Origin of the sequence: Solwaraspora sp. WMMA2059, from assembly GCF_027497315.1 — a bacterium.
GTDB lineage: Bacteria > Actinomycetota > Actinomycetes > Mycobacteriales > Micromonosporaceae > Micromonospora_E.
The window spans coordinates 5,680,662-5,698,748 of sequence record NZ_CP114908.1 but is presented as its reverse complement, the minus strand read 5'-3'; the positions used below and the strand labels follow the sequence as shown (position 1 = coordinate 5,698,748).

At 71.3% G+C, this 18,087-nt stretch carries 17 protein-coding genes and 2 pseudogenes; 12 read left to right on the top strand and 7 right to left on the bottom strand.

Annotation, left to right across the window (positions count from 1 at the left end):
- Window positions 1-6 precede the first annotated feature (6 nt).
- Window positions 7-1,014 (bottom strand): lysylphosphatidylglycerol synthase domain-containing protein, encoded by a 1,008-nt coding sequence (locus tag O7553_RS26190; RefSeq protein WP_281552242.1) that lies wholly within the window; start codon window positions 1,012-1,014, stop codon window positions 7-9.
- Between the two features lie 217 nt (window positions 1,015-1,231).
- Here O7553_RS26190 and O7553_RS26185 point away from each other — a divergent pair.
- A pseudogene (locus O7553_RS26185) lies at window positions 1,232-2,047 on the top strand (HAD family hydrolase); the annotation flags it as partial.
- 4 nt (window positions 2,048-2,051) lie between these two features.
- Window positions 2,052-2,906: an HAD family hydrolase gene (locus tag O7553_RS26180; RefSeq protein ID WP_281552241.1), complete on the top strand. Its 855-nt coding sequence runs from the start codon at window positions 2,052-2,054 to the stop codon at window positions 2,904-2,906.
- Here the strand turns inward: O7553_RS26180 and O7553_RS26175 are convergent.
- Window positions 2,861-3,529, bottom strand: a complete 669-nt coding sequence (locus O7553_RS26175; protein WP_281552240.1) for a bacterial proteasome activator family protein — start codon at window positions 3,527-3,529, stop codon at window positions 2,861-2,863. The two genes, O7553_RS26180 and O7553_RS26175, sit on opposite strands and share 46 nt — an antisense overlap.
- 281 nt (window positions 3,530-3,810) lie before the next feature.
- Here O7553_RS26175 and O7553_RS26170 point away from each other — a divergent pair, with 281 nt between their 5' ends.
- Entirely contained in the window at window positions 3,811-5,016 is a 1,206-nt protein-coding gene (locus tag O7553_RS26170; protein ID WP_281552239.1) for an ABC transporter substrate-binding protein, read from the top strand.
- 48 nt (window positions 5,017-5,064) lie between these two features.
- Here the strand turns inward: O7553_RS26170 and ddaH are convergent, their stop codons facing one another.
- Complete coding sequence (ddaH, locus tag O7553_RS26165) at window positions 5,065-5,895, bottom strand: dimethylargininase (RefSeq protein WP_348650032.1); 831 nt, start codon at window positions 5,893-5,895, stop codon at window positions 5,065-5,067.
- A gap of 68 nt (window positions 5,896-5,963) precedes the next feature.
- On the opposite strand from ddaH, the gene O7553_RS26160 reads away from it, so the two are divergent.
- A complete protein-coding gene (locus O7553_RS26160; protein ID WP_281552238.1) occupies window positions 5,964-6,431 on the top strand; it encodes an Lrp/AsnC family transcriptional regulator in 468 nt (155 codons plus the stop codon).
- A 48-nt stretch (window positions 6,432-6,479) separates the two neighbouring features.
- Here O7553_RS26160 and O7553_RS26155 read toward each other — a convergent pair whose 3' ends face one another.
- Window positions 6,480-7,577, bottom strand: a complete 1,098-nt coding sequence (locus O7553_RS26155) for a hypothetical protein (protein ID WP_281555758.1) — start codon at window positions 7,575-7,577, stop codon at window positions 6,480-6,482.
- Window positions 7,578-7,748: 171 nt separating this feature from the next.
- Between O7553_RS26155 and O7553_RS26150 the strand changes: the two genes are divergently transcribed.
- Window positions 7,749-10,019 carry an FdhF/YdeP family oxidoreductase gene (locus O7553_RS26150; RefSeq protein ID WP_281552237.1) on the top strand — a complete coding sequence of 757 codons (2,271 nt, stop codon included), beginning with the start codon at window positions 7,749-7,751 and terminating at the stop codon, window positions 10,017-10,019.
- Here O7553_RS26150 and O7553_RS26145 read toward each other — a convergent pair.
- Window positions 9,997-10,281, bottom strand: coding sequence for a DUF6457 domain-containing protein (locus O7553_RS26145; RefSeq protein ID WP_281555757.1), 285 nt, complete (start codon window positions 10,279-10,281; stop codon window positions 9,997-9,999). The genes O7553_RS26150 and O7553_RS26145 overlap by 23 nt on opposite strands.
- 17 nt (window positions 10,282-10,298) lie before the next feature.
- On the bottom strand, window positions 10,299-10,937 hold the full coding sequence (locus O7553_RS26140) for an NTP transferase domain-containing protein (protein ID WP_281552236.1): 639 nt from the start codon (window positions 10,935-10,937) through the stop codon (window positions 10,299-10,301).
- A gap of 77 nt (window positions 10,938-11,014) precedes the next feature.
- On the opposite strand from O7553_RS26140, the pseudogene O7553_RS26135 reads away from it, so the two are divergent.
- From O7553_RS26135 to O7553_RS26120, 4 genes and pseudogenes are all read left to right on the top strand, one after another.
- Window positions 11,015-11,269: pseudogene (locus O7553_RS26135) on the top strand (winged helix-turn-helix domain-containing protein); the annotation flags it as partial.
- A gap of 97 nt (window positions 11,270-11,366) precedes the next feature.
- Window positions 11,367-11,708: a hypothetical protein gene (locus tag O7553_RS26130; protein ID WP_281555823.1), complete on the top strand. Its 342-nt coding sequence runs from the start codon at window positions 11,367-11,369 to the stop codon at window positions 11,706-11,708.
- Between the two features lie 83 nt (window positions 11,709-11,791).
- Entirely contained in the window at window positions 11,792-12,589 is a 798-nt protein-coding gene (locus tag O7553_RS26125; protein WP_281555756.1) for a DUF427 domain-containing protein, read from the top strand.
- 77 nt (window positions 12,590-12,666) lie between these two features.
- On the top strand, window positions 12,667-14,385 hold the full coding sequence (locus O7553_RS26120) for a glycosyltransferase family 2 protein (protein ID WP_281552235.1): 1,719 nt from the start codon (window positions 12,667-12,669) through the stop codon (window positions 14,383-14,385).
- Here the strand turns inward: O7553_RS26120 and O7553_RS26115 are convergent.
- The gene (locus O7553_RS26115; protein WP_281552234.1) at window positions 14,337-15,296 is read right to left on the bottom strand and encodes a sulfotransferase; all 960 of its coding nucleotides are present in this window, start codon (window positions 15,294-15,296) and stop codon (window positions 14,337-14,339) included. The genes O7553_RS26120 and O7553_RS26115 overlap by 49 nt on opposite strands.
- Window positions 15,297-15,507: 211 nt before the next feature.
- Between O7553_RS26115 and O7553_RS26110 the strand changes: the two genes are divergently transcribed.
- From O7553_RS26110 to O7553_RS26100, 3 genes are all read left to right on the top strand, one after another.
- Entirely contained in the window at window positions 15,508-16,497 is a 990-nt protein-coding gene (locus O7553_RS26110; protein ID WP_281552233.1) for a glycosyltransferase family 2 protein, read from the top strand.
- A 273-nt stretch (window positions 16,498-16,770) separates the two neighbouring features.
- On the top strand, window positions 16,771-17,022 hold the full coding sequence (locus O7553_RS26105; RefSeq protein WP_281552232.1) for a hypothetical protein: 252 nt from the start codon (window positions 16,771-16,773) through the stop codon (window positions 17,020-17,022).
- A gap of 19 nt (window positions 17,023-17,041) precedes the next feature.
- Window positions 17,042-17,677: a class I SAM-dependent methyltransferase gene (locus O7553_RS26100; RefSeq protein ID WP_281552231.1), complete on the top strand. Its 636-nt coding sequence runs from the start codon at window positions 17,042-17,044 to the stop codon at window positions 17,675-17,677.
- The last annotated feature ends 410 nt before the right edge of the window (window positions 17,678-18,087 follow it).

Genomic DNA, 18,087 nt, shown 5'->3' with positions numbered 1-18,087 from the left:
CGCAGTCTAACCAGGTTCGGATCGGCTGTGGTGAGCGCTGTCCACCTCGTCGGTCCGGTCAGCCAGGCCCGGCTGACGAGGTTCGCCGCCGGGGAACCGGTTGGCCAACAGCACCGCCACCGCCGGTGCGGCTACATCGACCACGATCATCAACAGCCGGGACACCACGGCCGCGACCAGAGCGATCGGCTGGCTCACGCTCACGCTGAGGATGACCACCAGCGCGGCCTCCCGAGGTCCGGCCCCGGCCGGCGCGACGATCAGCAGGAATCCGATCGCCCAGGAGCCGGCGAACGCGGCGATCGACAGGAACACCAGGTGGGGGCCGTCCGCTGCGCCGAGACCCCGCAGCAGCGCCCAGATGTGCCCGCCGTACGCCAGCCAGGCCAGTACCGACCAGAGCACCGACTGGCCGATCCCGCTCAGCGACAGCGGCCGCGGCATCGGCTCGCGGCGGGCCAGGCGCATGGCGATCGCCAGACCCCGGTTGAGCAACGGAGGCCAGAGCCCCGCTGCGGCCAGCGGCAGGGCCAGCAACGCCCACCAGTAGCGATCGAAGGCCGCCGGGCTCACCAGCGGCAACAGACACACCGTAAGGAGCAGGCCGGTGCCGAGCGAGACTGCCATGACCAGCAGCGCCGCTGCTGCGGAGGATCGACCGGGAACCTGGTAGGTCCGGCCCAGCCGGGCCTGGGTGAGCATCGGCCACAGCTTGCCGGGCAGGTACTTGCCGAGCTGTCCGACAAAGAAGACCCGCATGCCGGCACCGAGTGGTATCCGGCTACCGAAGTCGGCGAGGATCGCCCGCCAGCTCAGGAAGTTGCACCACAGCGCGACGATGGCCCCGGCGGTGGCCAGGAGCAGACTGGGGACGGTCAGGTCCGTAGCGGTGGCTCGGACCTGCGACCATTGGCTGGCGAGGGCCCAGCCGATGAATCCGGCGAAGGCACCGACCACGGCGACCTGCAGCGCTCGTCTCAGCAGACTGGGACGGTGCGACGCCGGCGGATGCACGCCAGGCACCCTACTCGTACGTCGGCTGTGGTCGCTGGTCACCCCGGCCCGGTCGCGGCACCGCGCGGCCCCCGCCCATGCCGTCCGCCCGCCGCCTGCGTCCCGGCCCTGGTCAGTGTGCATCCGGTCTTCGCGCGCACGTCATGGCCAGGTCACGGTACGCGAGGTACGGTTGCTGACCCGTCGACCCGTCGACCCGGGGATCAAGGAGGACAGCATGCCGCGCTCCGGTCTACCCAAGCTGATCGCCACCGACCTTGACGGCACCCTGGTCCGCAGCGACGAGACCGTCTCCGCGTACACCCATGAGGTGCTGGACCGGGCCCGGTCGCTCGGCATCCCGGTCGTCGGGGCGACCGGCCGCGGACCCCGGCTGATCGAGTTGACCCGCAACGACATCCGGGCCGCCGACTATCTGGTGATGGCCGGCGGCGGGCGGGTGGTCGACCAGAGCGACCCGACCGGTGTACGGGTGCTGCGCGACGAGCGGCTGTCCGCCGACGTGCTGGCCCAGCTGATCACCGAGCTGGAGGCGGCAGTCGGTCCGCTGATCGTGATGGTCGAAGCGTCTGACGAGCACGAGGCGCCGCTGTGGGGCGACTTCGACCCGCAGTGGCGGTACCCGGAGCGGTTCGAGGCCCGTACCAGGCAGCAGTGCCTGGCCACCGACGTGATCAAGGCGTTCGCCCGGACCCCGTCGCACGACGTCGACGCGCTGCTCGCCGCCGCGGTGCAGATCGTCCCGCCGACGCTGGCGACGGTCACCCAGGCCGGGCTGGGCTTCATCGAGATCTGTCCGCCCGGCGTCGACAAGGCCAGCGGCCTGGCGGTCGTCGCGGAGTCGCTCGGCGTCAACCCGGCGGACGTGCTGGTCTTCGGTGACATGCCCAACGACCTGCCGATGTTCGCCTGGGCCGGGTGGTCGAGGGTGGCGGTGTCGAACGCCCATCCGACAGTACGCCGTGCCGCCGATGAGGTTACACTGCGTAATGATGATGACGGCGTAGCGATTTACCTCGACCGGCTACTGTCCGGAGATGGAAGTGCATCCACGTCTGGTCGCCACCGACCTCGACGGGACACTGCTGCGGCCCGATAAGTCGCTCAGTGCCCGGACCGCGGCTGCGCTCGACGAGTTCCAGCTGCGCGGCGGGCGGGTGGTGCTGGTCACCGGTCGGCCGGTGCGCTGGCTGCCGGCCGTGTACGAACAGTTGCGGGCCCCGGTGCCGGCGGTCTGCGCGAACGGTGCCGTGGTCTACGAGCCGCGTACCGACACCGTGCTGCGCGCCGACCCGCTCGCCCCGGAGATCATGGCCGAGGTCGCCCGGCGACTGCGCGCCGAAGTCCCGGATGTGGTCTTCGCCGTCGAGGTGGAGGATGGCCGGTTGATGCGGCACGGCACCGACTGGCCGGCGCACTGGAACAGCGATCACCCCACCGCCCGGCAGGTCACCGACTCGACGCGGCTGCTCGCCGCGCCGGCGGTGAAACTGCTGGCCCGCAGCAGCCACGATGACCCGGAAGTGTTCGTCCGGATCGTCGCCGGAGCGCTCGCCGGGCTGGCCGAGGCCACCCACTCGTCGAAGTCCGGGTTGGTGGAGATCTCAGCTGCCGGGGTCACCAAGGCGGCCGGGCTGGCCTGGCTCTGCGCCCGTTGGCAGATCGGTGCCGCCGACGTGGTCGCCTTCGGCGACATGCCGAACGACGTCCCGATGCTGACCTGGGCCGGGCAGGCGGTCGCGGTGGCGAACGCCCACCCGGCGGTGCAGGAGGTCGCCGACGCGGTGACGGCGTCAAACTCCGACGACGGGGTAGCCGCGTACCTTGAGCAGTTGCTGGCGCAGAGTCAGAGGTACTGGCCGGTGCGGGTGCCGCCGCCCTCGCCCGGCTGACCGGCCTGGCCCGGCTGCCCCGGCATGCCGGGGATCATCCCGCCCGGGCCGACCGGCAGCGCCGGACGCCCGCCGGAACGCATCTGCTCCAGCTGCAGCCGCGCCGCCATCTGCTGGGCCATCAGCGCCGCCTGGATGCCGTGGAACAGCCCTTCCAGCCAGCCGACCAACTGGGCCTGGGCGACCCGCAGTTCACTCTCGCTCGGGGTGGCGCCGTCCTCGAACGGCAGCGAGATCCGGGCCAGCTCCTCACGCAGCTCCGGTGCCAGGCCGTCCTCCAGCTCGGTGATGGAACGCCGGTGGATCTCGCGCAGCCGCTGCCGGCTCGCCTCGTCGAGCGGGGCGGCGCGGACCTCCTCCAGCAACTGTTTGATCATGCTGCCGATCCGCATCACCTTGGCCGGCTGCTCGATCAGCTGCGACGGGTCTTCCGGGTCGACCGGCTCGTCGCCGGCACCGGTGGCCCCGCTGGCGTCACCGGGGGCACCTGCGGCACCGGCACCGCCGACGTTCACCGTGCCGACCGGTCGTCCGTCCGGGCCGACCACCACCACCGCGCCGGGCCGGCCAGCCGCCGGGCCGGACTCGTTGGTCTCTTCCGGGGAGCCTGACGTCTCGGTCATAGGCTCCATCTTGACGCAGCACCAGGGCCGGCCGCTCGCCGGTCCCCCGATCACGCCGCCCGCCGGCTCTCCGATCACGCCGCCCGCAGGTTTCCGGTTCACGCCGCCCGTCGGCTCTCCGATCACCCCGCCCGTCGGCGGCGTGAACCGGCAGATCACCTACCATTGACTGGACGCAGCCGAGCGGGTAGAACGCCGAGTGGACCGTCGACCAACTCGCCACCGTCGGCGTGCTCCGCCTGCGCGACCGATCGTCGTACCCATGGGAGAGGACCACCCCTGTGCCTCACATCGACCGTCGGCAAGCCCTGAAGCTGCTGGCCGCGCTCGGCGCCACCGGGCTGGCCAGCGCCTGCAGCGTCGGTACGGGTGACGACTCGAGCGAAGACGACGGCCCGGTCAGCGACCGGCCGGTACGCATCGGGCTGATCGTCCCGCAGACCGGCGGTTACAAGCCGATCGGCGACGAGATGCTCAACGGCTTCCAGCTCTACCTGGACACCAACCAGCAGCGGCTGGGGGGCCGCCCGGTCGACCTGGTGATCGCCGACGAGGGGGAGACCCCCGAGTCCGGGCTGGCGGCGGTCGACTCGCTGCTCCAGCAGCAGGTGCTGGCGCTCACCGGGGTGGCCAACTCGGCGGTGATGCTCGCCATCCGGGACGCCGTGGAAGAGTCCCGGGTGCCGTTGGTCGGCTCGAACGCCTCGCCCCGCAGCTTGCAGAGCGTCGTCTACATCTGGCGTACCTCGTACGTCGCCGACGAGCCTGGCCTCGCCCTCGGCGGCTACCTGGCCCGAGAGGTGTCCGCCAACGGCGAGGTGGCGATTGTCGCCGCCGACCAGCCGGCCGGCCGCGACGTGGTGCAGGGGTTCCGGGAAGGCTTCGGCGCCAGCGACGAGCGGATCTCCGGGGCGGTCATCTGGGCCAACGCCACCCCTAATCCGGGTCGGGACACCTTCACCGAGCCGATCCAGGAGGTGATCTTCCGGGATCCGGAGGCGGTCTACTGCCACTTCACCGGCTCGGCGGCGGTCGAGTTCATCCGGCAACTGCGCGACGCCGGCTTCGAAGGTCCGATCTACGGCCCGGGCTTCCTCACCGAGGGCAACGTCATCGACCAGTTGGGCGAGGAGGCGAGTGGCATCGTCACCGCCCTCAACTACTCGGCTGACCTGGACAATTCGGCCAACCTGCAGTTCGCTACCGGCTACCGCAAGCGGTACGGGGCATCGCCGACCACGTACGCGATGTCGTCCTACGACGCGGCCCAGGTGCTGGACAAGGCGATCCGATCCGCCGGATCGGGGGTCACCTCCCAGGAGTTGAACCTGGCGCTCGGCCGGGTGGGACAGATCGACAGCCCGCGCGGGCTGTGGCAGTTCAACCAGCCGCGTACGCCGCAGCAGAAGTGGTACCTGCGTGAGGTGCTGCGCGACGGTCCGGTGCTGTCGAACGTGCTGATCACCGAGCTCGCCACGCTCGGCTGAGCGCCACAGTCAGCCGAGCGCCGGACTGGACTGGGCTGGAACCGTGGGTCAGCCGCGCAGCTCGGCGACGCAGCACTTCACGCTGCCGCCGCCCTTGTGCAGCTCGGTGAACTCGACCAGCAGCGGCTGGTAGCCGGCGGCGGCCAGCTTGCCGGCCATCCTGGTCGCCTCGCTGTTGACCACCACATACCGGCCGTCGCTGATCAAGTTCAGCCCGAAGGCCAGCGCGTCGGACCGGTCGGCGATCACCGCGCCGGGGAACAACTGCCGGAGCACCCGCTGCGACGCGGGGGAGAAGGCCTGCGGGTAGTAGGCGACGGTCTCGTCGTCGAGGGCGGCCAGCGCGGTGTCCAGGTGGTAGAAGTGCGGGTCGACCAGACGTAACGACACAACCGGCCGGCTCAGCGTCTCCTGGAGCCGGCGGTGCGCGTCCGGGTCGGTACGGAATCCGTAGCCGGCGAGGATCGTGCCACCGTACGCTCCCGGCAGGTAGGTGAAGTCGCCTTCGCCCTCGTTGGTCTCGGTGGGCCGCACGTACCGCCAGCCGAGCTCCTCGTAGAAATCCCGATGCGCGATGGCCTCCGCGGCCCGCTGCGGGTAGGTGAACCGGGCCCCGAATACAAGGCGGTCGACCGAGAAGGCGCCGTTGGCGGCGTACACCATGTCGGGCAGGTCGGCGCGGGCCGGCAGCAGCCGAACCTGGTGCCCGATGCCGGTCAGCGTCTCGCGTAGCCCTTCCCATTGTTTGACGGCGAGTTCGGTGTCCACCGGCAACTGAGGGTTCATCCACGGATTGATTGCGTACTCGACGGCGAAGTGCTCCGGCGGACACATCAGGTAGGTCCGGGGCTGCCCGGCGGCAGCGCGCACATCGGTCACGGGAACCAAGAGTAGGTATGCTGTCACACAATAAGAAGTCTCTATCGTTGCGCCTGGAGGGCTAAACGTTGCATATCGACGCCGTGGACCAGCGAATCATTGCGTCGCTGGTGGCCGATGCCCGTTCGTCCTACGCGGACATCGGTGCCCGGGTGTCGCTATCCGCCCCGGCGGTCAAACGTCGGGTCGACCGGCTGCGGGCGGCCGGGGTGATCCGTGGCTTCACCGCCGTCGTCGACCCGTCCGCCGTCGGCTGGACAACCGAGGCGTTCATCGAACTGTTCTGTACCGGGCGGACCACACCGGCCCAGATCGCGGCGGCCACCCGCCAGCACCCGGAGGTGGTCGGGGCGTACACGGTCAGCGGCGAGGCAGACGCCCTGGTGCACCTGCGGGCAGCCGACATCGCGCACCTGGAGCAGGCCCTCGAACGGCTGCGGGCCGAGTCGTTCGTCACCGCCACGAAGAGCATGATCGTGCTCTCCCGGCTGGTCGACGCACCGCCGCCGGTCGCCGTCCCCGACCCACCGGCCTGACCGGCCCGTGCCCGACCCGCTGACCTGTCCGGCAAGTGCCCGGTCAGGTCAGAGGTACATGCCGGTGCGGTGATCCCCGGCGTCGCCCCGGGACGGCTTGTCCCCGTCGCCGAAGAACCGCTTGCCACCGAACTCGCCGTGCAACCGGTCGTCCAACTCGTCGGCGAGACCGGTCATCACCTGCACCGCGAGCATCAGATGAGTGGGCTGGAAGTTGCGGCCGAAGACCGGCACGGACGCCCACACCGTGTCGTTTGTGCAGTACAGCCGCCCGATCGGCATCCGGTTGGTCAACTCGGACAGCTTCACGTACAACTGCTCGGTCGGCTCCACTTCGGTCAGCACCGGTGAGAAGACGTCCACCAGCGGCGGATTGTCCCGGATCCGGACGAAAACCATCGCCGAGCCGGCCCGGATCCCGATGTCGCCGTCCGCGTCCACGTGCAGGTGCTCCGGGGTGCTGCGCATCATCGTCGCGACCACCGTACGGACCCGGTCGTCGAGCGGCAGCGCGTCACCCGGACCGTCGTCACCGTCGTCAGGCAGCGAGTCGCCGGTCGGCAGCCCGAGATGGTCACCGAGTGACGACGCCGGTCGGGCGGTGCCGAGCGGCTCGACCTCGATCGGCGAGTCGCTGTCGTCGTTCACCGAGTAGACGACGAAGGCCGGATGCGGGGCACCGTAGACCTGGCGCAGCGTGTGGGTGATCACTGAGGCCAGCCGGGCGACGTCGGTGGTCGTCGTGGCCAGCCCGAAGTTGTCACCGCAACCCGGCACCACCCCGGGCGGCGACCAGCCGAGCGCGACCAGCTCGGCGACGGCGTCCCGGCCCATCCGGTAGTCCGGCGGCAGGGTGGCGTTGCTCACCGCCGACGCGGTCAACCGGTCCTGCAGGCCGACCGAGACATCCACCGAGTAGATCGCGTCCCCGGTGCCGGACGCCGTCGGATCGAGGGTGAGCTCCACCTGTGCACCTGCCGGCAGCGTCGGCAGCATGGCGGCCAGCGCGGCGGCGAAGTCCCGCCACGCCTGGGTCACCTTCTCCCGCAGGTCGGCCGTGCTCGGCTCGTCGAGCAGGAGCGGCTCGTGCGCCGCCGGCTGACTCCCGGACGCCTGATCTCCTGTTGCCGGCACCTGCTCCCCCACGATGATCAACTCAGTCTCGTTGTGCGCACACCCTACCCAGGTGAGCCACCACACCGGCTAGCCCCAGCCGCCGTCGGATAACCGGCACTGGCCGGCCGTAGCTGCCGTACCGCCGCTGGCCTGCGCTTTCGGATGTAGCCGGCGGATCGCAGCACGTGAGAAGGTGGCGGCATGGCACGTTCCGCCCCCCGAGACGACGCCGGCGACCGCGACCTGCGGGTCGACCGGCCGGCGACCAGCGCGGCCGGACTGCCGGGCGTCACCCATGCGCTGCGCGCCGGCGTCGCCCAGATGGGTGTACGGCGTACCGCGCTCACCCTTGCGCGGGTCAACCAGCCGGGCGGCTTCGACTGCCCCGGCTGCGCCTGGCCGGAGCCGGCCGCGCAGCGCCGCGCGCACGCCGAGTTCTGCGAGAACGGTGCCAAGGCGGTCGCCGAGGAGGCGACCCTGCGCCGGGTCACCCCGGAGTTCTTCGCTGAGCACCCGATCAGCGAGCTGGCCACCCGCTCCGACCACTGGCTCGGCCAGCAGGGCCGGCTCACCCACCCGGTGGTGCGCCGACCGGGTGCCGACCACTACACCCCGATCAGCTGGGACGACGCGTTCCGGCTGATCGCCGACGAACTGCGGGCCCTGGACTCCCCGGACCGGGCCGCGTTCTACACCTCCGGCCGCACCTCCAACGAGGCCGCGTTCCTCTACCAGCTGTTCGCCCGGTCGCTGGGCACCAACAACCTGCCGGACTGCTCCAACATGTGCCACGAATCGTCCGGCATGGCGCTGCTCAGCACCATCGGCATCGGCAAGGGCTCGGTGACCCTGGACGACCTGCACCGGGCGAAACTGATCGTCGTCGTCGGGCAGAACCCGGGCACCAACCACCCCCGGATGCTCTCCGCGCTGGAGCGGGCCAAGCGGGACGGTGCCACCATCGTCGCCGTCAACCCGTTGCCCGAAGCCGGGCTGATGCGGTTCCGCAACCCGCAACGCCCCGGCGGCCTGGTCGGGGCCGGCACCCCGCTGGCCGACCACTTCCTGCAGATCCGCATCGGCGGCGACCTGGCGCTTTTCCAGGCGATCGGCGCGCTGCTGGTCGCCGACGACGCGGTCGACACCGACTTCGTCGACACCCACACCAGCGGGTACGCCGAGTACCACGCCGCCCGCGCCGGGCTCGACTGGTCGGCGGTGACCGCCGCCACCGGGCTGGACCGGGCCCAGGTCGTCGAGGTGGCGAAGCTGTTCGCCGCCTCCGACGCGACCATCGTCTGCTGGGCGATGGGGCTGACCCAGCGGCAGGACTCGGTCGACGCGATCCGCGAGATCGTCAACGTGCAACTGCTGCGCGGCATGATCGGCAAGCCGGGGGCCGGCCTCTGCCCGGTGCGCGGACACTCCAACGTGCAGGGTGACCGCACAATGGGTATCTGGCACGAGCCGCCGGCCTGGCTGCCGGCGCTCGGCCGGCGACTCGGCGTACCGATGCCGACCTCGACCGGGCTGGACACGGTCGGCGCGATCCGGGCGATGCGCGACGGCGAGGTAAGCGTCTTCATGGCCCTCGGCGGCAACTTCGCCGCCGCCAGCCCGGACACCGACGTGACGGTCGCCGCCCTGGCGTCGTGCGCGTTGACCGTGCACGTGTCGACCAAACTGAACCGCTCGCACACGGTGCCCGGCGCGACCTCGCTGATCCTGCCCTGCCTGGGCCGCACCGAACGGGACCGGCAGGCCGCCGGCGACCAGTTCGTCACCGTCGAGGACTCGATGTCGGCAGTGCACGCCTCCCGGGGCCGGCTCGCCCCCGCCTCCGACCAACTGCTCTCCGAGGTGGCGATCGTCGCCCGGCTGGCCCGCGCCACACTGCCCGACTCGCCGGTGCCGTGGGAGGCGTACCAGGGCGACTACCGGGCGATCCGGGCGACCATCGCCGACGTCGTACCGGGCTTCGCCGACTTCGAACGCCGGGTCGCCGAGCCGGACGGATTCGTGCTGCCGCATCCGCCCCGGGACCGGCGGACCTTCGCCACCGCGTCCGGCAAGGCCGCGTTCACGGTCAGCCCGTTGACCGTGATCGAGGTGCCGCCGGGCCGGCTGCTGCTGCAGACCATGCGCAGCCACGACCAGTACAACACCACGATCTACGGGCTCGACGACCGCTACCGCGGCATCCGGGGCGGGCGCCGGGTGGTCTTCGTCCACCCGGACGATCTGACCGCGCTCGGCTTCACCGACGGCGACCAGGTCGACCTGGTGTCGGAGTGGTCGGATCAGGTCGAGCGCCGGGCGAGCGCCTTCCGAGTGGTGAGTTACCCGACAGCGCGCGGCTGCGCGGCCGCGTACTTCCCGGAAGCGAACGTGCTGGTGCCGCTGGGCTCCACCGCCGCCGGGTCGAACACCCCGACGTCCAAGCAGATCGTCATCCGCCTGGAGCCGGCCTGACCTCGCCCGGGGCCGGCCCGACCTCCTCGCCGTCACCGTAGGCACGGGCCAGGGCGGCCAGCCGGGCACCGGCCTCGACCGGATCGGCGCCACGGCCGACGGCCAACCCCAACAGGTACGCGGTGACCGGCGCACCCGGTCGCAGCACGTTGTGCGCCACGTCGCGGGCCAGGTCCAGCACCACCGGCACCGGCACCTCGCCGGGGTCGAGCCCGAGTTCGGCGGCCGCCGACGCCACCCAGCTCGTCATCGTGTCGCTCATCGCACCCACCGTGTCGCTCATCGGACCCACTCCCGTGCCTGCCGGACGTCCTGGTCGGTGTCGCAATCGAACCACGGTGCCGCGCCGGCGCCGGGCCAGGTCACCTCGGCGACGGACAGGCTGCCGAGCAGCGCCCGCATCGACGCCCCGACGAGGCCGCCGTCGCGCTGTGCGGCGAGCCGGGCCACCGCCGCACGCAGCCGGTCGGTCCGCCACACACCGCAGAGCAGTTGCCGCCGGCCGGTGGTGTCGACGTAGAGCGCCCCGTCGACACCACCCGCCCGTACGGTCCGCGTCAGCAGGTCCACCGCGTCGGCGGTGAGCAGCGGCAGGTCGCCGGCGAGCAGCGCGACCAGACTGGCCGGCTCGGCGACCAGACCGGTCGGCTCGGCGAACGCGGCCGGGGCGGGGAGCGCGGCGAGGCCGGCGGCGGTGGCGGCGACCGGACCGGCCCCGGGCGGCTCCTCGCGTACCGCCAGGACACCCGGCGGCGGGTCGGCCAGCGGGCCGACGACGACGCGCGGGTCGGCGCCCGCGACGGCGGCCAGCACCCGGTCCCGCATGGCCACCCCACCGACCGGTACGTCCGGTTTGTCGACGCCGCCCATCCGTCGGGCCGCGCCACCGGCCAGCACCACCGCCGCGAATCCGGTCACGTCGCCGACGGTACCGCGAGGTGAAACCCGTCGGTGCGGTTGACATCGAAGCCGGCCGGCCGGGGCGTCCTTCCAGTATGGAGTTCAGGCTGCTCGGGAACTTCGAAGTGGTACGGGACGGCCGGCCGGTACCGGTGGGCCGGCGCCGGCAGGAACGCCTGCTGCTCGCCATCCTGCTGCTGGCAGCCGGTCGTCCGGTCGCCACCGATCGGCTGACCGACCTGCTGTGGGACGGTGCACCGCCGCCGAACGCCCGCGGTGCCGTGCACACCTACGTCGGGCGGCTGCGGGCCGCCCTGTCGCCGTACGGGGTGCGAATCACCACGAAGGGTGGTGGCTACGCGGTGCCGGCCGGGCAGGTCGACGCGACCCGCTTCACCGACCTGGCCCGGGAGGTCGCCGGCACCACCGCTGGACCGGGTGGTCAAGATGGTGCTGGCGACGTACCCGGACGGCTCGTCAAAGCGGGAGATCTACACCGGAGCGCTCATCTACCGGGTCACCAACACGTCTACCGGGGAGTCGGTCGAGGTGGACATCAGCGGCACCTCGGTGCTGAACATCCGGCCGGGCGGCTCCTACTCCAACAACGTGACCTGGCGGGTCTGGGGCCCGATCCTGCTGGGCATGCACGAAGGAAAGGGCAACTATCCGAGCGGCATGTACGTCCCGAACGGCATCTACACCGTGGATGTCAGCAAGTCGGGGTACCGGACGCTGCGCTTCACCGTCGGCAGCGCGCACAACATCTGCGACGATCTTCAGCCCTGACCTGCGGGAGCCCAGCCCGGACTCCGCCAACGGGAAACATCCACCCCCCGATGATCGTTGCCGGTGGTATGGACGATTCCGGGGTGAACGGACCCGACAGCGGAGACGAGACGTCCCACGCCGGCCCGGCCCCGGGCCGGCGTGGCGCGGTCCGGGTGGAACCGGGCCAGAAACGGGTCCGGGTGTACCTGCACGGCGAGGTGGTGGCCGACACGACCGCCCCGCTGCTGGTCTGGGAGAAGCCCTACTATCCGACCTACTACCTGCCGGCGGTGGATGTCCGCGCGGCACTCGTCGCGACCGGCGCCACCGAGCGGTCGCCGAGCCGGGGCACCGCCGAGATCCTCGACGTGGTCACCGGGGACGGCCGGACCGCCGCCGGAGCCGCCCGCCGCTACCCCGACTCACCGTTGCCGCAGCTACGCGACGCGGTACGGCTGGACTGGGCGGCGATGGACGACTGGCTGGAGGAGGATGAGCTGGTCTACACGCACCCGCGTGATCCGTACACCCGGGTAGACATTCTGGCCAGCAGCCGGCGGGTACGGGTGGAGCTGGACGGGGTGACGCTGGCCGATTCCGGCTCGCCCCGGATCCTGTTCGAGACCGGGCTGCCGCCGCGCTACTACCTGCCCCTGACCGACCTGCGGCGGGACCTGCTGATGCCGTCGCAGACCCGCACCCACTGCCCGTACAAGGGTACCGCCGAGTACTGGTCGGTGCGGCTCGGCGAGCGGACGTACGACGACCTGGTCTGGATCTACCGCGCGCCGCTGCCGGAGAGCCAGAAGATCGCCGGTCTGGCCTGCTTCTACAGCGAAAAGGTCGACCTGTACGTCGACGGCGTCGCCCAGCAACGGCCGCGTACGCAGTTCAGCTGAAGCCGGCGCGACACCCCGCCGGCCGTACGTGCGGTGCGTGTCGTCCGGTGGTCACCTTCCCCTGCTAACTTCTGCCCGTGGCGCAGGCAGACGGATCAACCGCAACGGACGGATCCGGGACGCTCGACGGTTCCGGGGCAGTCGGGCAGCCGGCGGGCGGTGTCCCACGGGTCGTCCGCAACGACTGGTCGTCGGTGGCCGTACCCGATCTGGACAGCTGGCGGCCCACGATGACGGTGAGCGTCGTCATCCCGGCCTACAACTGCCAGCCCACGTTGGATCTGACGCTGGCGTCGTTGAGCCGGCAGACGTACCCGGCGGACCTGCTCGAGGTCGTCGTGGCCGACGACGGCTCGGACCCGCCGTTGATCCTGCCCGAGGTCCGGCCGGCGCGGACGAAGATTGTCCGGGTCGGTGCCGACTGCGAGGCCGGTTGGGGGCGGGCCGCCGCCCTGCGCTGCGGCGTCGCGCACAGCACCGGCGAGATCCTGCACTGGCTGGACGCCGACATGATCGCCTTTCCCGAGCATGTGGCGGCCCAGGTCCGCTGGCAGCATGTGCTGCCGTACGCGGTCACCCTCGGCTACAAGCGCTTCGTCGACCCGGACGGCGACGGGCGGTGGCCGTCGGCGGAGACGGTCGCGCGGACGCTGGCTCGCGGCGCGGCAGCGGACCTGTTCGGTGGCGACCCAGGTGAGCCGCACAGCTACGTCGAGCGGTACGTCAACCAGACCGACCAGCTGCGCATCGCCGACCATCACGCGTTCAAGATCCACGTCGGCGCGACCGCCGCGTTGCGCCGCGAGCTGTACCAGCGGGCCGGCGGGTTCGACGCGCAGCTGCGGCTGGGCGAGGACACCGAGTTCGGCTACCGGCTGGCCCAGGCGGGTGCCGTGTTCGTGCCGGAGCCGGCCGCGCGGAGCTGGCATCTGGGGCGGACCCACGTGATGCGCGCCCGTAAGGAGATCGCCCGCTGGAACCGCCCGTTCTTCGCCGACCGGATCCCGTACCCACGCAGCTGGCGCAAGGTGGGCGGGACGTCCTGGTCGGTCCCGCTCGTCGAGGTGGTCACGGCAGTCGGTGACCAGCCGCTGGAACGGGTACGGGCGGCCGTCGACTCGGTGCTGTGCGGCAGCGAGCACGACATCCGGGTCACCCTGGTCGGCCCATGGGATCAGCTCGACGACGCGCGGGTACGGGTGCTCACCGACCCGCTGCGCGACCTGCGACTGATCACCGCGACCTACCGGGGTGAACCACGCGTCCGGCTGGCCACCGAGCGGCCCGGCAGCGTCTTTCCCGCGCCGTACCTGCTGGACCTGCCGGCCGCGTACGGCCTGGCACCGGACGCCCTGCGACGCCTCATCGACGTCGCCGACCGCCACCAGGCCGGCGTGGTCCGGGTCAACGTCGGCGAGCCCGGAGCGGACCCGGCGCGGGAGGCCGGCGTACGGCTGTGGCGGACCGCGGCGCTCAGCCGGGCGCGCTGGGTGCGGTCCGCCGACGAGCCGCTGTTCGACGCGGTGACCTCGGTGTACGGGCACCGCGACGTGCCTGCCGAGGAGGTCGGCGTCGTGGACCTCACCGGGTTCGAGGTGACCGACCTGGCGAACGGCATGCCCCGGCCGTCCCGGCGTCGCCGGACACCTGCCGCGCTGGTGCCGACGACGGTCGAGGTGGCAGGCGTACGGTCGCTGGCCAAGGCGACGGTGGTGGTTGCCTGGATGGCGGGCCGGCGGGTCCGTGCTCAGTGGGCCGGGTCGGCGGTGCGGCGCAGAGCCGGCCACAGCGGGTAGCGGTAGCGGGGCAGCAACGGCATCGACACCGTGGTCGAGATCAGCCGCTGGCCCCGGGCCTGCTGGTCGATCCAGCGATCGTCCAACTTCAGCGACACCTCGCCGGTGCGGAACCGGCTCGGGTTGCCGGAGACCGTGTGGTTGGGTCGCAACCGCACGGTACGCCGGTCGACGAACGGCCCGCCGGCCGGCGGTGACACGACCTCCTCCGGCAGGCCGACGAAGCGGAGCAGACCTTCGACCGTGTCCCGGGGCTCGACCATGAAATCCTCGTACCGCAGCCGTCGGTGCCGGCCGGGAAAGGCGCGGGCGGTCCGCTCGATCAGCAGATTCCAGCCGAGCCACAGCCGGCTGCTCTCGGCCGGGCTGTGGTGGTGGGTCAGGCCGGGGGTCGAGGCATCGTGGTGGGAGGTCGTCCGGGACCAGGAGTACGCCACCGCCCGTGGGTCGCGCACCACGTGCAGCAGGTACGGCTGCACCCCGGCGACGCCCGACAGCATCGCGGCGTCGGCGGGCGACTTGGACGAGTCGACGATCAGCGTGGCGCCGGTGACGTCCGCGACGGCCCGGTAGAGCGAGGCCATCAGCCGTCGGTAGCGCTCGACGTCGGGGGCGGGCCGGGCGCGCAGGAGGGTGGGCGTGTGGCGGACCCGCAGCGCGCTCCGCTGCAGCGCATACACCTCGGCGGCCGACGGCGGGTCGTCCCCGTACGCGGCGCGGAGGATCTCCTGCCAGAGCGGGCATTCGGGGACCGGGACGCCGCAGCCGCACGGCCGGCGCTGCTGCAGCCCGCGGAGCCAGAGGTAGGTGAGCTCACCGACGGTGAAGACCGACTCGTACGAGTTCAGAATGTTGTCCAAGATGGTGGTGCCGCTGCGTCCCCACGCCGCGATGAACAGAACCTTGGTCACACCGCTCCCTCCACAGGCTGCGGCCGGAGTCTAGCCAGGAGACGATGCCGGCCCGGCCCGCTCCTCGGGCCTCGACAGGCCGGGTGCCGGTGCCGGATGCCGGGTCGGTGCCGGTGCGTCGTCCGGTTGCCGAGGGTGTTCCCGACCCGTACGGATGATGACTACCCAGAATTCACCCAATGGTCGCCCACGGTCGCCATCGTCAGGCGTGATGTCCGATACCCCAGCCGTCAGCGTGGTCATCCCGACGCGCAACCGCCCGGACCTCGTGACCCGCGCCGCTCACAGCGCCCTCGCGCAGAGCGTCGAGGACATCGAGGTGATCGTCGTGGTTGACGGGCCCGATGCGGCGACCCGATCCGCGCTCGACGCGGTCGCCGACGCCCGGCTGCGGGTAGTCGAGCTGCCAGCCAGCGGCGGCGCACCGGCGGCCCGCAACGCCGGGGTACGACAGGCCCGCGCACCCTGGGTGGCGCTGCTCGACGACGACGACGAATGGCTGCCCCACAAGCTCGCCGCCCAGCTCGGCGCGGCCCGCGAGGCGTCCGCGCCGCTGCCGATCGTCGCCAGCCGGCTGGTCAACCGGACCCCACGGGCCGAGTTCGTGATCCCCCGGCGGCTACCGGATCCGGGTGAGCCGCCGAGCGAGTACTTCACCGTCCGGCGCGGACTGTTCCACGGCGACGGCTTCATCCAGACGTCGACGATCATGGCCCCGACCGAGCTGTTCCGCCGGGTGCCGTTCGATCCGACGGTGCCCCGGATGCAGGAGCTCGACTGGTCGCTGCGCGCGCTGAGTCACGACGACGTCGCGCTCACCTTCGCCGACGAGCCGTTGGTCATCTGGCATCAGGACGAAGACCGGCCACGGATCAGCCTGGACTCGCCGTGGCAGGCACAGTTCGAGTGGCTGCGGCGCAGCCGTCCGCTGATGACGCCCCGCGCGTACGCCGCGCTCACAATGAGCGTGATCAGCTCGATGGCGGCACCGACCCGCAGTGGCAAGGTCTTCGCGACACTGCTGCGTGAGGCGCGCCGGTACGGGCAGCCGGGCGCGCTGGACTACTTCACGTTCGCCCAGATCTGGCTGATCCCACCGGACCTGCGCCGTACTGTGCGGGACATGATCCTCAAGCGCCGTCGCCGCCAGACGCAGCCCGAGCAGTCGGCGGGGATTGAAACGGACGCGCTCCAGCGGTAGCTCCGCTTCACCCATCAGCTTCGCCCGTTTTGCAGTTGGGTCGACCCGGTTCGACGGACAGGGTCGGTAAGTTGATCTCACGCTACCTTGCAGGCCGTGACGCCTTGGGTGTTCGCTGGGCGCTCCCCGCGTAGCGGCTCATATCCGACAAATCTGGCCCGGATTGACGGTATACCGAGCCCGGTTCGCCGATGCCCGCGCTCTGAAGGCCTATGCCGGCGCGGCCCCGGTCACCCGCGCGTCCGGGCGCGCACCTCCATCACCCACCGCAAGATGAAGAACGATTGGCTCGCCGCTGCCGGTTATCTCTGGGCCTTCGTCGCCGCCACCCACGTCGAACCCACCAAGCAGCACAGCACTACCAGCGCCACCGCGACCACGGCGACCGCCATCCCGCCGCACTACGCCACCTGTTCAACCGGCTCCTCGGCTGCCTGCGCCACTGCCTCGCAACAGGACAGCTCTACCACCCCGACAAAGCCTTCCCATGCTCGGCATGCCCACACCCGCCGCCGCGCGGGCTGACCCTGGCAGGCTCACCTTCATGAACGACGGCAAGGATTGGTACGCCTGGCACAACCCCTACACCGATCCCGGCTCGCCCCTGGCACGCCGGCTGAGGCTGGTCCAGCAGCACATCGCCGCGTGGCTCGATGAGCGACCTGGCGAACCGGTGTCCGTGGTCAGCATGTGCGCCGGCCAAGGTCACGACATTCTGCCCGTGCTCGCGTCGCGCCCGGACGCCAGGCGAGTCAGTACAACGCTGATCGAGTACGAACCGCGCAACGTCGCCGCGGCCCGGACCCGAGCAATCGCCGAGAACCTCGACAGGGTGACCGTCGCGCAGGCCGATGCCGGTGACCTCGCCTCATACCGGCAGGCGGTGCCCGCCGACCTGGTCATCATGGCCGGCGTCCTGGGCAACATCAGCGACGCCGACGCCCACACCACCATTCACGCGCTGCCGCAGCTCTGCGCCGCCGACGCCACGGTGATCTGGACCAGGACACGACGAGCCCTCGACCTGACACCGGCTGTCCGAAGGTGGCTGACCGACGCAGGGTTCTCCGAACAGGCTTTCACCGCTCCCGACGACGTGCTGTTCTCCGTCGGCGTTCACCGCTTTACCGGCACCCCACAACCGCTGGAGAACGGCAAGATTTTCCAGTTCATCACCTGACGGAGGACCTACGACTTGACGGTCCCGGAGATCGGATTGTCCCTGCCGGAAAAGCCTGGTCCACCGGACACCCGTCCCGCTGACAACGCCCGACCACTCCCGCCCGTCGCACACCGCGGTCAGGGCCGCCCCGGCATCCGCGGCAACGCCGGCCACCACCCGGGGCCGACCGGCCGGACCGCCGCAGACCGGTTCTCGGGGAGCCGCGACACCCCGGGCACGGGCTTCAGACCGGCCACAGCACGACCGAGGCCGCAGCCGAGACTCTGGTCGACGCCTGTGAGCGTCTGTGAGCGCGGCGGATGTTCGCCACAGCCCACACGCATCGGTTCGGGGGTGTCAGCGCACCACCGTCGGCTACGCCGCCGTCGACAAGAAAGTCAAGTCCGAGGCGGGTAACCGCACCTTCG

Excerpts from the sequence above, each read along its gene's own strand:
- O7553_RS26180 (WP_281552241.1), top strand. The coding sequence starts at position 2,052 with ATGGAAGTGCATCCACGTCTGGTCGCCACCGACCTCGACGGGACACTG.
- O7553_RS26175 (WP_281552240.1), bottom strand. The coding sequence starts at position 3,529 with ATGACCGAGACGTCAGGCTCCCCGGAAGAGACCAACGAGTCCGGCCCG.
- O7553_RS26150 (WP_281552237.1), top strand. The coding sequence starts at position 7,749 with ATGGCACGTTCCGCCCCCCGAGACGACGCCGGCGACCGCGACCTGCGG.
- O7553_RS26145 (WP_281555757.1), bottom strand. The coding sequence starts at position 10,281 with ATGAGCGACACGATGACGAGCTGGGTGGCGTCGGCGGCCGCCGAACTC.
- O7553_RS26130 (WP_281555823.1), top strand. The coding sequence starts at position 11,367 with ATGGTGCTGGCGACGTACCCGGACGGCTCGTCAAAGCGGGAGATCTAC.
- O7553_RS26110 (WP_281552233.1), top strand. The coding sequence starts at position 15,508 with ATGTCCGATACCCCAGCCGTCAGCGTGGTCATCCCGACGCGCAACCGC.
- O7553_RS26105 (WP_281552232.1), top strand. The coding sequence starts at position 16,771 with ATGAAGAACGATTGGCTCGCCGCTGCCGGTTATCTCTGGGCCTTCGTC.
- O7553_RS26100 (WP_281552231.1), top strand. The coding sequence starts at position 17,042 with ATGAACGACGGCAAGGATTGGTACGCCTGGCACAACCCCTACACCGAT.